This is a genomic window from Pontibacter rufus (assembly GCF_015694705.1).
Classification (GTDB): Bacteria; Bacteroidota; Bacteroidia; order Cytophagales; family Hymenobacteraceae; genus Pontibacter; species Pontibacter rufus.
This window is the reverse complement of record NZ_JADQDR010000004.1, coordinates 1-13,257: the sequence shown is the minus strand read 5'-3', so window position 1 is coordinate 13,257 and position 13,257 is coordinate 1. Positions and strand designations below refer to the sequence as shown.

Here is a 13,257-nt window from a genome sequence, read left to right as displayed (position 1 = left end):
CGACAAGCCCATTAAGGGTTGCTGGCCGTCTTGTTGAACTAAACTTTGGATAGCCTTTTACATTAATCTGCTCACTCTATTTCGGTACAGCAGGCGAAAAGTTACTACGCTTATAAGCAGTTCAACGAAGATTTTAAGTCACGAATTCATTCGAACTATTACCGTGTACCGCGTTTTTGGTACTATCTTGCTAACTCTCAAGTTTATCATTCATCATGTTGTATATCAATAAAATGGTTTGTGCTTCAAAAAGGCTGTTTATTCCAACAATTTTTGGCTGGCTGCTGCTTTTCTTCCCGTTCCAACTTTTTGCCCAGTCATGGAAGGACCTTGCCCAACGCCCATCAACATTGGATTTAGAACAGGGTACCGTCTCCTTTCAAACGCCATCTTTTCAGGTTGCATTGGTAAAGAGCTCCCAAACGGTGGTGGCATTGCATCCGAAGGCAGAACCAGCTTTTGATTTTACACCAGGCGATAGACTGAAAGTGCGCAGCAGCAACGGCATGTATCACCTGGGCGATTTGAACTTACGAATCCGCGAAGGCCAGTCAGGCCAGTGGAAATCTTTTTCAACAGCTACGCAGCGAAAGCCTGTACAAACATTAGCAGCAAAAGGCACTGTTCTGGCTGCCGCTGACCTGGCCAATACGCTGCCTGCTGATATACCACTCAATGTTAAACGGTTTTGGCAATCAGAGCAGGGACAATTGGTGCTTCGATTTGAACTGACTAACCGGACAACAGAAGCTGTGGAAATCGGTGCACTGGGTATACCCATGATTTTCAACAATATTCTGGAAGGGAAAGATTTAGTGCAGGCCCATGCGCAGAGCGTTATGTATGACCCCTACATCGGGCGGGATGCTGGTTATCTACAGGTAACCCGCCTAAACGGACGGGACTCTTCTTTGCTGGTTCTTCCATACGGGCATACTCCTTTTGAGGCGTACAATCCTTTAAATGACGACCCCACTCCCAGAGGTATTACCTTTGAAGGCTTTTATGAATGGATGGTGTACAGCAAAGCCTATGCAGAAAATGAATGGGAAAAAGCAGATCCCTGGAACCAGCCAACTTCCATTATTCTGAAACCCGGAGAAACAAAAAGCTATGGCGTTCGCTTTGTGCTCGGAGGAACACCGGAGAACATTGAAGAAGAATTGCTACAAAATAATCGCCCGGTAGCCGTTGGCATTCCGGGGTATGTATTGCCGCAGGACGTGAACGGCAAGCTGTTTATTAACTATAAGAGCAAGGTCCAGAGCATAAAGATGGAACCGGAAGGTGCTTTGGTCATTAGCCCTGCGGCATCCGTTAAAAATGGATGGAAGGCTTATGCTATCCAAGGCAAAAAGTGGGGAAGAGCAAGGCTTACCATTCAGTACGAAGATGGCCTGGTGCAAACAGTACATTATAAAATTACTAAGCCAGAAAAAGAAATTGTAGCCGATTATGGAAACTTTTTGACGACCAAGCAGTGGTTTGAAAAAGAAGGAGATCCCTTTGGACGAAGTCCTTCAGTGATTAGTTACGACAACGAGAAAAAGCAGCAAGTGTTGGAGGATAAACGGGTCTGGATAGCCGGACTTAGTGATGAAGCAGGAGCTGGCAGCTGGCTGGGAGCCATTATGAAGCAATCCGTATTGCCTGATAAGACAGAAGTAGACAAACTCCAGCGTTTTGTAGACGAAACCCTGTGGGGAGGCATACAGGTAACAGAAGGCCCTAACAAATTTGGTGTTCGCAAAAGCCTGTTTTATTATGAGCCTGATTCTATGCCCGCTGGCACTTACAATATCCCTGCAAACCTGAAGGTATGGTCTTTGTGGCCCAAGAAAGAAGCCTATTCGCTGGGTCGCTCCTATAACTACCCCCACGTAGCAGCGGCGCATTGGGTGTTGTATCGCCTGGCCCGGAATCACAAAGGCTTGGTCACTGCCCAACCCTGGAACTGGTACCTAAGCAATGCCTATGAAACAGCAATGGCTATGGTGCGCGAGGCACCCTATTATGCTGAGTTCGGGCAGATGGAAGGAACCATATTTTACATGGTTCTAAAGGATTTGAAAGCTGAGGGTATGAACGAAATGGCCAGTACCCTGGAAGCAGCAATGAAAAAGCGGGCCATTCATTGGGCTTCTCTTCCTTATCCTTTCGGAAGCGAAATGCCATGGGATTCAACCGGCCAGGAAGAGGTATACATCTGGTCGCTCTTTTTTGGTTACGAAGATAAAGCCGATGTTACGTTAAATGCCGTCCTTGCCTATATGCCCACTATACCCCACTGGGCTTACAACGGCAATGCAAGACGTTACTGGGATTTTTTATATGCCGGAGGTTTGCCCCGTGTGGAGCGGATGATTCATCATTATGGTTCAGGCCTGAATGCTATTCCTGTATTGACAGCATACCGCAGGCAACCGGACAATATTTATTTACTGCGGGTTGGCTACGGTGGCGTTTTGGGTACACTCTCCAACATTACAGAAGATGGTTTTGCCCCCGTTGCATTTCACAGTTATCCTTCCACGCTGCACAACGACAATTATTCCGGAGATTACGGTTCAGGCTTCTTTGGCTATGCGGTGAACTCAGCTACTTATCTGGTTCAACATCCTGATTTCGGATGGTTGGGCTTTGGTGGCAATGTAAGCGTGAAGAACAAAAAGGTGGAAGTGCAGCCTACCACTGCTGGCAGATCGGCGGTATTTATTGCACCTGCCGGTTTGTGGGTTTCTTTACAGGCTGGAAAGATGAAAAAAATAACTTATAATCAATCTTCTGGCCAGGTAAAAATAACACTTGATGCAGCAGACACATTCACCCCGAGAGCTTTTCTAACCATTGAGCAGCCAGCCGGAGTAAAAGAAGGGACTGTCTATAGTTTAAGAACAAAAGCGTCGAAGCAAAGAGGTGGTTATGAAATTGCCCTTTCTAACAAAGAGACAGAAGTAATTATTGACCGACAAAAGAAATAGAACTATTCAAAATGTGCATGGAACAGGCTGACGAATAAAAGATACCGGCATACAAGCCGATTAAAGGTGATAATCATGATAGTAAAACATTGTAGTAAGGCGTTTTATTTAAGAGTTTTCTTGGTTGTAGTGTTTGTTGCTGTCAACCTGCCAGCAGTTTTCTCTCAGAGCAAGGAACCGGTGATAAGAAAGGATGTTCCCCTGGATTCCATTCGCTTGAGCGATCCTTTTATCTTAGCTGACAAAAAAACATCAATGTATTATATGACAGGTACCGGAGGGATGCTATGGAAAAGCAAAGATTTGAAGAATTGGACAGGCCCTTACAAGGTGGTGAAGACAGACCCAGACTCGTGGATGGGAAAGAACCCTATGATTTGGGCAGCAGAGCTGCATCGTTACAAAGGGAAATACTATTATTTCGCCACCTTTACCAACAGGGATGTGAAAATTGATACGGTGAGGGGGAATGTCATTGAACGCCGTGCCTCTCATGTGTTGGTGAGCGACAGACCTGACGGGCCCTACGTTCCCATGAAAGACCCTGTGTATTTGCCAGCAGACAAACCGACTTTAGATGGCACGCTTTGGGTGGACAGAGACGGAAAACCTTATATGGTTTACTGTTATGAATGGCTGCAAAACTGGAACGGCACCATAGAAAAGATAGAGTTAAAACCAGATTTAAGCGGTTCGATAGGAGAGGGCAAAGTACTTTTTCGTGCAAGCGATTCCCCCTGGAGTAAGGAGCGTGACGAAGCCGGTAACATCATTCCAAATAAGGTAACTGACGGTCCCTGGCTGTTTCGCACCCAAACCGGAAAGCTGGGCATGCTGTGGACAAGCTGGGTGTTTAACGTCTATACGCAGGGGGTGGCCTATTCTGAAAGCGGGACATTAGCCGGCCCCTGGGTACACGAAAAAGAGCCGATAACACCACCGGACTATGGACACGGCATGATGTTCCGCACCTTTGATGGCAAACTGCTGATGTCGGTGCATAGCCATAAAGAAGATAAAAGCGGCCGTTATATACGCGTACCTCACCTGTTTGAGGTGGACGACACCGGAAGCAAAATTGCTGTGGGTAAGCCTTTATGAAAATATATGGTGCTTCGAAAGAAGAATATACAAGCGTTTTTGCTGCTCACCATGTTGCCAATCCTGACCTGAGGTTGTGCAGTGAGTGAGGGGAAAAGCCAAAGCAACAGGAAAGTCAGGTGTTAGATGAAGTAACCCTTCTGGTGTGACCTCCCCCGAGAAACCGGACCATTGTAAAGTAGAGGAGACAGGCCTTACTATATTCATTTGTAACCACTTTTTCGGTTTTCGCTGACGTCCTCCAACGCAAGGTTCGGCGGCAGATGTGCTCACAGGAGGCTTGCACTCTAATTTGAATTTCATAATTGGCAGGAGGGGAATATATCTTGATATTCCAGAAATAGGATAGGAAGCCAATGGCTATAAATTCATTCATATTGTGGCTGGTTTTTATTTAATTAATGAATAATTGAAGATTTACGGGCACTGGAACTGAGTCTTTGGACGTAAATCCTTACTTTTGCCCCTAACCATTTTCCACATCTAACATATTTGAAACAATGGCTGAATTAAAGCAATACTTGAGAACAGAGATTGACAGACTGCAGATGAATGTTATTAAGCAGCTGAGCAACATTGACGAGATAAAGGCTGTGATAGGCACATTCGAGAGAATGAACGACGTGCTGAATAACGCGCCTGAGATTTCCCTGAATGCCGGTGCCGGTGAGGAAGCCAAGCCGAAAAGAACCTATAAGAAAAGGACCAAATCTGAATAACTAGGGGAGCTGTTTGTGTCTGGAGCTACTGTAACAGGTAGCTTTTTTATTTCCACATAGATAGCTAAGTTAAACCGAAGGGGGAAATTAGCGCCTTTATCTGATCAAAAAAGCCGCTCCATTTGATGTGGAGCGGCTTTTCATTGTAGTAGCCCGTAGGAGTGAATTATCGAACCTTATCCACGAAGATTTTGAGGCTGTGGATAATTATCTGCAGGTAGGAGAGGGGCAATAAACATCCTCTTCCAATACTAACTGAGTGCCTGTTTATCATCACAGGTGCTACAATCCAAAACAGGTAATGCTCCTCATCAACAGGCGCTTTTGACTTGTTCTACAACGACTTTTATGTTCGGTAGGAGCTATTGTATCTGCTCCCGATGCTGTTACTGCTAGTGTTTATGGGAGTTCAACATTGATAACTATTGCAGTGATTTATCCTGGCAATAAGCCTAGGTGAGGAGATCTGCAGCAGTTCTCTTTGTCAACCTACTTCAGGACAAGCGGGACAAATCGCAGCTGTTGCTTACTCGTTGCTGTATGTTGCGTTAATGTTGCTAAACCACTACTAATGCATTGCTTTTATTTTGTCAAACCGCTGCGACCTTGGGATAAAGTATATTTTTAGGAGTATGTAACTTAAGAATGAGCAGGCGTGTACGCAGCTTTGATTGATTCAAACCGTTTTTAACCTTCTGTAAGGAATTTACTGTGTTTCATGTAAATTCCCCTAAAATTCTATATTTTAAGAGTCTTAAATTAACTAGATTTTAAAGAATGTAAAGGAGGCTAAGTTCTTTGGGGCACAAACATTTAATAAACATTAGAATAAGAGAGGCTTATAAGTTCTGCCGAGGGAGCTAAGTACTTTCACTGCCGCCATCTGCAAGTGGAGCCACATTGTGTGTTGATATTATTAATTTAATGGAGGGATTTAATCTATATAGAGAAGCCAGAGATTTTTATGATCGCCTAATTCCTGAAAAATCTGATGGATTAATCCTACTCTCTCTATTTGATAAATTCGGGGAAGGAGATTTCAAAGAGGATGAGATTATCCGAATCATCAATATAACATTAAGGGATTTGGGGTCTGTTTCATCCAGGGTGGAGAATGAACGAAACAATAACATTATTCTCAGACTCCAGGATTATTTTTTGTGGCGTGATAGCATCAAGAAAGCGTACCGCTTTAAACCATATGGTATTGAGTTCTGCAGGAGAACCCGTAAGCGGCTAGAGGATAGCTATAGCCCCGCTAAAATTAAACGCTGGTTTGATGACTTATACAACAGGTTACAGGAGGCAATCAACCAGGAGGGAGGCTTTAATCGATGGGTAGAAGACCATTTTGAACTACGCCATACTATGCTGGGCGAACAAGTCGAGATACTGGATCAACAGGTAAATGAATCAGTAAAAGACTTTAAAAAGCAGTTAAAGCATACCAAAGAAAAGGGTGATATCATTCAGACGATTCAGGGAATTGAAATGGGGCTGGAAGTAATTAAGCAGCAGGCTACCGAGCTTAAGAAGGCTTTTCATACCACTTACGATATTGATGATATCCTAACACAAATTCTGGAGGAACAGGAGGCGAGCTCCTATTTAGATGACATTAAGAGAGTCCGGGACTTTAATGATCATGTTCGCTCACATCTCGAACAGGTGAGCAACAGAATAGAAAAGATCAAGCCTCGAATACGGGAATTTATATACGATTTCAATCAGCGTGATTTCGATAGAAAAACAGAGCAGTTTCTGGATGTACTCCTCAGCTATTCGAAATGCACAAGAGTTGAGGGCAAAAAGCTGCTGGAGCTTCCCGATGGTGTGCCATTGCGGAAAATAGCTGATAGGCAGGTTTTCCCGCAGTTCACCATTGTGCCACTGCGGGAAATTGGTCCTAAACAGCCTGTTGAAGTTCCAAAACGAACAATTGATAAGAACAAGCGAGAAAAGTTAGTAAGCAAGGCAAAAGCTTGGAAGTACGAGAAAGACCGGGTTACCTACTGGGCAAAGTTTGCCTTTGAGGAAATCGAGCACAACGGGTCGCTGGACTTCTCCCCTCTCTTTTTTCAAATACTAAAAGAGGAGCAGCTTAATCTTTCGATTGCCGTGAAAACAGCGCAGCGGGTATTAAAGATGAGTTTAAAGAATAAAGGTCTAAGCGTCCAGATACAACAAGAAGCATTCAAAGATAGCAGCACCCCAAACATTACTTTATGGAGGATGAAAGTAAGCAAAATATAACCCGCACAGACTTTCTGCAGGATAAGAAGGTGGATCAGGTTTTTGCGAAGATAGATTACCTGCTTAGGAGCGGGGTGCATATTCAATATGATTACCCACTGCCTGGAGAGCTATTCCGGTTTATAGAACGAAACTTTGATAGCCTTACACTATATTATCAGGAACTCTTCATGGTTAAACTGGAAAAGGGGGGAGCGAATTTAGGAGCTACTTCTATATCGATTTTGAAGAAGGAAGTCGCGGCCAAATTTCTGAGCATCATAGGGAGTACCTAAAGACAGAATACATCATTATTGGCATGTTGTTTTTTAAGCTTTACAAGCTTGACGGCAACATTGAACTAGACAGGATCTCTGACTTTATCGCTCTTTTATTTTCAGAATACGAAGATGAACACACAGCCTTGAGAAAGCTGATAGCAGATGCAATGACTGATAAGAGCTCTGATCTTACAGATGAACGAGTAGGAACAGTCATTTTAAAGGCATTTGGTAAGTTTAATGAATTGGGGTGGATTGCCTGGGAAGATGAGCAGGAAAAAGACCGGTTTAAGTTTTTGCCGTCCTTTGAAAGACTACGGTTGCTGTATCAACCGCAAATTTTTGGTATGGATGAATTAATGAAGAAGCTTCAAGATGCTAACTAGTTTCCCTAGAATACATAGTATGTCTACTATTGGGATTAAGCAGCATTTCAACTGCGATTACCTATTCCATCCCAATCGTACAGATTTTAGCGGGGAGAGCGGCAGCGGAAAGAGCATGGTGGCAGATATGATCCAGCTTATTCTTGTCGGCTCTCGCGTGTACAAATCTTCTACTGACAGCAATAGAGTGCGCGATCCTAAAGGAATGGTGTTGGAGCCAAAGGGCCGGCAATACGGGATCGGATATGTATTTTTGAACATCGAGACCCATTACAATAAGTACATCGTTCTAGGGGCATATATAGAAAGTTCCCACAACAAAGTACAGGCCTTTATCATACAGGGTGGGTATGACTGGGAAGAGCAGCTCACACCGTTATCCAAGCCTATTTATTATCGGAACCTGTTAATAAATGATCGGATTCTACCAGTTGGAGCACTTGAGGAGCAATTGTCGGAAGTACGGTTAAAACAGCTGTCTTGGAAAGCGTATCACCATTTACTCTATAGCAATGAGTTGTTGGCACTTGATCTCACGAAGGACAAAACGCTGGAAAGCTTTGCGGGCATCCTCCGGTCTTTCTCACGGGGCAAGGGGTTTAAGACAGATTCTGCTGCTTTAAAAAAATTTCTGTTTGGCGATGATGATCAAAACAAGCTGATGCAAAAGTACCAGGAGGAGGTACAAGCGATCAACAATGATTTCATTGAACATCAACGATACATAGCAGAGATCAAGCTGATCAATGAGAAACAAAAGCATATAGAAGATATCATCCAGCTGCATGCGGAATATGAAGCAAAAAAGCTAGTGTATTTCACAGCCAAAGTTTGGTATTGGAAGGGACTAAATTCCAGGTATACATGTGATCTTGAGGCTGTCACTACTGAGTTTAACATTAGTAAATGTAGACAAAATGTACTCACCCGAAAGGAAGCAAGCTTGGAAGTTGCTTCTCTTATTAATCTTAAGCAGCTAAAACAACAGCTAGAAAGCCTTGAAGAGGCAGATATTCATTCTACCAGCCGAGAAGATGCTGCAGTTGCTAACTTTAATAAGGCCAGACACGATAAAACTGCCATTGAAAAAGTGGAACTTTGGTTAAGCAAAAATGACAATAGCATAGACAGCGTAAGAGGTTGGTATAAGGCTGAGCGTGATAAGGTCAACCAGAAGGACACGCTTGTTCGTTTCATGAGGTACTTGGAGGTGAGAGGGCAACAGTGTGCATTTGAAGCTTCTGCATGGTGTACGGATCTTGAGGTGAAGCGTAGCCGTTACCCTCGTGAGCTCCAACAAATAGAAGAAAAACTTAAAACCTTAAAAGCACTTTCTGTCTTTTCTAACTTAAATGATCCAGACTCGCTTGCAGTTTGGGCAAAAGACAACCTCGTTTTTCCTGTTTCGCACGAGGTGGAGAGTGTCTTGGTCTATTTTCAAGAATTTCCTCGACAGGAGCCACTGCCAACTCAGAATGATCGATATCTGCCATTTCCAGATAAATTGTTTCATAATCTTCATATAGCGCATCAGGCTGAAAATGGATTTTGGATCAACTTGGACGGAGTATATGAATTCATTAAGTACACAGAGAGCCGTTTGTTGGATACATCTGATGTAGAAAATCTATTTGCTCAGCTTTTAAAGCTGCATCTCGGACTGGAAGAACGAGTGAGAGAATTATTAGATCAACAGGAAGCGGAAACAAATTTAAAATCCGCTCTCGATGGCTTTGGTGGACTAGAAGAGGCTGTACAACTGTACCATGATAGAGTTGCTCTTTTAGATTATTCGCCAGATGATGTTACTTTCTTTTCAGGAGATGAATTTAACCGCCACCTTGAACTCTATGAACATAGAAATAGGATCAGGCGGGAATATGAGATAGCAAAAAATGAGCATGATCAACTTACTGCAGGGAAGTCTGGTAGGGAGGCGCAGATCAAAGGTATCCGAAATGAAATTAAGCAAGTACAGAATCATTTTAGTATTCAGGCACTAGGCGAAGCTGACATTGATCTGCTTATTCAGCAAAGAGAAGCTACTTTGGAAGCTGCTGAAACAGAGTTAGGCACCCTGATGGATGGAACTACTATACAGGAGGTAGAAAGTGCCTTGATACCAGCTGAGGCGAGTCTCACAAAGGTGCTGCAACTTAAAGCAACGCATGCGGAACAACATGCTAATATTTCTCAAAGGAAGAGTGCATTAGAAGAACTATTGGCCCACGCTGAAGCTTTATTAAAGGAGTCTCAACAAGCGTATTGGGTTGCTTTTAAAGCAGAGCTTGATTTTACTAGCCATCAAGCTGTAAGCCAAAATCCGGATGAAGGTGAACCTAGCCTAGAAGATCTGTACAAGCAGTCTAAAGAGACATTTCATGCTAATTATGACCTTGTGAAAAAGTCCTTGGAAGATGCAAATCAATTAAATAACTATTCTGTAGGCGAATTAGCTTACAAATTGCTTCCAACTATTTTTGAAAATTCAAAGGTAGACAAAAGTATAATAGAAGAAAAAATTGCGGAGCGTTTAAATAAACTTACTCGCGATATTCAGGAGATTGGTTCAAGAAAGGTTGAGATCCTTAAGCGGGTGTTTACAGAGGTGCACAAAACCTACAGCCAATACCTGGAGAAAATTCAGGGGATTGATACTTACCTGAAGAGAAAAAACCATTTGATTACTGGAGGAAACCGTGCTTCACTCAGGCATAGAAAATCAGTTGATTACCCCGACAAATGGATGGCTCCTTTTCGGAAGCAACTGGATGAGGCATTAATGAACTTTGGCCTTTTTGAAGACCTCAAACAGGAGGTGGATATAAATAAAATGATGTTGAGAGCCTTTCAGGCCGCTGGTGGTAATGGCAAAGTAAGCCCTGAAGATTTATTGAATCCCAAATCCTACTTCGATCTGGACTTTGACCTGAAACTTGACAGCGGAGCGTCTAATGCAGGGAGCCAGGGCCAAACGTATACGGCAAATGCCCTGCTCGGATTAGCAAGATTGTCATTGATTGAAAAGGAAAAAAGGAAAGGGCTCCGCGTCATGCCCATAGATGAAGCGGAAGGATTAGGTGGGAACTATGATATGCTACATAAGCTGGCAAAACAGGAGCATTACCAAATCATCTCCATGTCAATCGAAACAGCGGGAGACATTCTGGAAGGGGAACAATACATCTATATCATGAACGAAAACAACCTGGCAGATGAGTCCAGTTATGTTCCCCCGTTGGGTATTTTCTCAAATGATGATCCTGTTGAAGACATTGACTTGTTCATACATCAGAATAACATAGAGGGATGAACGAAAACCTTTCTTGGAGGGAGCTAAAAGCACTCAACGACATATATACCAAACGGCAGAGTAAGGCTAAAATTCAAGAGCACCCCTACATCAAGTATCTGTTTGAGGACCGGGGTATCTTGGATCAAAAGTTTGCTAATACAAAGGTACTGATCCCAGCACCTGGATACGATCAATACTATGAGAGCAAGCGTAAGGAGGGCTTCCGTACGTATCAGGACTTCTTTGAACAGCATTCTTTTCTGAAGCCACAATCAAACTATAAGGAACGTGATATTCGCGTTCTCATGCTCATTGCTGGGCAAAAACAACAGATACTTACTAATCAATACAGCCGGAAAAAGTTCTCAGCTAAATTTTTTAATGAGGCAAAGTACCTGGTTCAAGGCTCGTCCTTAGAAAAGGCTGTTCTGAGTATTCTGGAACTTGACGGCTTTTTGGGATCAGATCCTAAGGATCAGCAGTACAGGATTGTGCTTGACTGTAGAACTCCTCAGCGAATTGTATTGTGTGAAAACTTAGACTTTTTGCTTTATCCTGAAGTAGCGAGAGAGAACAACATCTGGCTTTGGTATGTAGGAGGTAATAATATCAAAAAACTTGATCATCTTCCTCCTATTAATTTGCCTATTTATTATTCTTGTGATTGGGATTATCACGGGTTAAAAATCTATCAGGAAATCAAAGAAAAGATGCCACAAATTGAGCTGCTTTTCCCCTCTGCTATTGATGCTGCTAAAACTATATATTCAGATAATCACAAAAGCGATTGGCTTTATGATGTGCCATTCTCAGGGCTGAAGCAAGATTGCGTTAATTACAGCGAAAGAGCGATTGGGCTAATCGAAAAACTTATAATCAAAAAGGAGTGGATTGAAGAAGAGTCGAATGACTTATTAGAGATGATAAACTTAATCTCCTAATGAACAAGAATGTTATCAAGACTACCCTTTGTTGCAGTTTGTAAATTTGCTAATAGGCATTTGCCCTAAATTTGTTCTATGAGCTCGCCAGCAAAGTGAGCTACTCCCGATTTTTGGACATGTAAAAATATAATATTCTAGTTTATATATATTTATTTATAACCACTCTTCCGGTGTCTTGTCACCCATGAGCTATTGTTGTGGCAGACTTCCGCCACAGAAACGCCCGTTTTGGCCTGCTTAACGGCGAAGATGAGTTGCGTCTCAGTGAATTTTGATTTCTTCATGGCAATTCGCTTTTATATTAGTACGAAAAATTGCACGTTTCCTCTACTTTACAACGGTCCGATTTTTGGGGAGGTCAGGTAGTGCGGTTAAAATTACTTACCTTATACAAGCGGCTACATTTGAGAGGAATTGATGTTATGATATCCATTGCAACAGGCGACCAAAGGGGAAATTGCTTATTTTATCGAACCAAAAAAGCCCCTCAGCTGCTGCTGAGGGGCTTCAGTGTAGACCGAAGGAGTGAATTATCGAACCTTGTCCACAGGGATTTAATGATTCTAGCTCATTTTCTAAATGCAGTTTTAGAATAGCCTACTTCTCCATATAAGGCTGCCAGTTGACGATAAGCACCTTTTCATCTTCGAGCAGCAGGTAACCAAAGTCGTAGCAGAAGTAGTACGTGTTGCCCTTTTGGGTGCGGTAGAGATGCGTAAAATGGCCGAAGTCAAAGCCGGCCAGCTCGAGCACCTGGCGCTTGAGCGTGGTCTTCCCCTCGGGACTTGCCCGTTGCAGCACCTGCCGGTTATGGCGTAGCCTGGCATTGATTTCCCGCATCCGCTGTTCCCCTGCATCATCTGAACGGCGCTGGTTACTGGCCATAGCCCGGCACTGGCTGGAGCAGAAACGCTTGTCGGCCCTGCCCACGACCGCTTCGCCGCACTGGGCACAGGTTCTGTCAGGTTTTGCCATAGGATTTTTGTTGTTATTAGCCGTTTAGAAACGTTTAAAATCGCTTTATACGTTTACAAACGCATCTAAGCGCATATTTTGCGAATAGGTAGGCTAGAAACCCTTATTTAGCGCTTCCATAAATGCTTGTGCCACATGTCTTACACAAATTCTCCGCCCAGCCTTTACTCAATGCCCTGGAGCACGAGGGGAATGCGTATATCCGCCTCTGGTTTAAGGCCAATCCCTTTATCAGTAAACGGCTCAAAGAAGCGGGGTGGGTCCGCTACAGCAAAACCTACAAGTGCTTTGTAATGCACCATACCCCGCAGGCCATCGAGCTGACCTACGGGCACTTTCAGGG

The 13,257-nt window shown here is 43.4% G+C and carries 9 protein-coding genes; 8 read left to right on the top strand and 1 reads right to left on the bottom strand.

Annotated features, from left to right (window positions below; translation table 11 throughout):
• Nucleotides 1-350: 350 nt before the first annotated feature.
• From I2I11_RS08065 to I2I11_RS08030, 8 genes are all read left to right on the top strand, one after another.
• The gene (locus I2I11_RS08065; protein WP_230679976.1) at nt 351-2,981 is read left to right on the top strand and encodes a DUF5695 domain-containing protein; all 2,631 of its coding nucleotides are present in this window, start codon (nt 351-353) and stop codon (nt 2,979-2,981) included.
• Between the two features lie 129 nt (nt 2,982-3,110).
• Nucleotides 3,111-4,082: a glycoside hydrolase family 43 protein gene (locus I2I11_RS08060; RefSeq protein ID WP_370582954.1), complete on the top strand. Its 972-nt coding sequence runs from the start codon at nt 3,111-3,113 to the stop codon at nt 4,080-4,082.
• A 500-nt stretch (nt 4,083-4,582) separates the two neighbouring features.
• Nucleotides 4,583-4,801 (top strand): hypothetical protein, encoded by a 219-nt coding sequence (locus I2I11_RS08055; RefSeq protein WP_196267188.1) that lies wholly within the window; start codon nt 4,583-4,585, stop codon nt 4,799-4,801.
• 924 nt (nt 4,802-5,725) lie between these two features.
• On the top strand, nt 5,726-7,054 hold the full coding sequence (locus I2I11_RS08050; protein WP_196267187.1) for a hypothetical protein: 1,329 nt from the start codon (nt 5,726-5,728) through the stop codon (nt 7,052-7,054).
• Nucleotides 7,027-7,329 carry a condensin complex protein MksE gene (locus I2I11_RS08045; protein ID WP_196267186.1) on the top strand — a complete coding sequence of 101 codons (303 nt, stop codon included), beginning with the start codon at nt 7,027-7,029 and terminating at the stop codon, nt 7,327-7,329. Before I2I11_RS08050 ends, I2I11_RS08045 begins: the two co-directional genes overlap by 28 nt.
• On the top strand, nt 7,272-7,700 hold the full coding sequence (locus I2I11_RS08040; protein ID WP_425474768.1) for a hypothetical protein: 429 nt from the start codon (nt 7,272-7,274) through the stop codon (nt 7,698-7,700). Before I2I11_RS08045 ends, I2I11_RS08040 begins: the two co-directional genes overlap by 58 nt.
• 19 nt (nt 7,701-7,719) lie before the next feature.
• Nucleotides 7,720-11,013 (top strand): coiled-coil domain-containing protein, encoded by a 3,294-nt coding sequence (locus I2I11_RS08035; protein WP_196267184.1) that lies wholly within the window; start codon nt 7,720-7,722, stop codon nt 11,011-11,013.
• Nucleotides 11,010-11,936, top strand: a complete 927-nt coding sequence (locus I2I11_RS08030) for a hypothetical protein (RefSeq protein WP_196267183.1) — start codon at nt 11,010-11,012, stop codon at nt 11,934-11,936. The genes I2I11_RS08035 and I2I11_RS08030 overlap by 4 nt, the downstream gene beginning before the upstream one ends.
• A 600-nt stretch (nt 11,937-12,536) precedes the next feature.
• Here the strand turns inward: I2I11_RS08030 and I2I11_RS08025 are convergent.
• Entirely contained in the window at nt 12,537-12,914 is a 378-nt protein-coding gene (locus I2I11_RS08025) for a hypothetical protein (RefSeq protein WP_196267182.1), read from the bottom strand.
• Nucleotides 12,915-13,257: the final 343 nt, after the last annotated feature.